Source organism: Pseudomonas protegens (genome assembly GCF_003732485.1).
Taxonomy (GTDB): domain Bacteria; phylum Pseudomonadota; class Gammaproteobacteria; order Pseudomonadales; family Pseudomonadaceae; genus Aquipseudomonas; species Aquipseudomonas protegens_B.
Genome location: NZ_MOAK01000034.1, coordinates 94,477 through 94,972, shown reverse-complemented (window position 1 = coordinate 94,972; position 496 = coordinate 94,477). Strand labels below are relative to the sequence as shown.

Annotated in this window: 1 protein-coding gene; it reads right to left on the bottom strand. The window is 59.7% G+C overall.

The genetic code is table 11. From position 1 onward, the window contains the following. The coding region (locus BLX41_RS34560; RefSeq protein WP_259744467.1) for an ATP-binding cassette domain-containing protein at window positions 1–264 on the bottom strand (264 nt) is incomplete at its 3' end. Window positions 265–496: the final 232 nt, after the last annotated feature.

Genomic DNA, 496 nt, shown 5'->3' with positions numbered 1-496 from the left:
CTGCTTGCCGTCGGCGGCCACCAGCTCGCCGTTTTTTGCGGCCTTGAGCTTGAGCTCTTCGCCGGCCACCAGGATCTGGCCCTGGTGCGGGTTTTCCAGCAGGTTGATGCAACGCAGGAAAGTGGACTTGCCGGAGCCGGAGGAACCCAGGATCGATATCACGTCACCGTCGCGTGCGGTCAGCGAGATACCTTTGAGTACCTCCTGAGTGCCGTAGCGTTTGTGCAAGTTGCGGATTTCAAGCGCGGGCGTGGCCTCAGCCATGTGCGGTCCTCATAGAGTTCATTGTGCTCCTGCTGTTGGCGGCCTTCCTGGCGAGGCGCCAAGCTAGCATAGGGTTCGAATCGCAGCCAACAGCGCTACCGGAGGTAAACAGACGGCGTGTGGCAGGTTGTCGCATCAGCACAGAAGACTGTCGCCCCATCAACAACCGAACGCCCGTTTGAACCCAGAATCCGCCTGAAATCCGGTAGGTGTCGCGTAAAAAAAGGCGCGA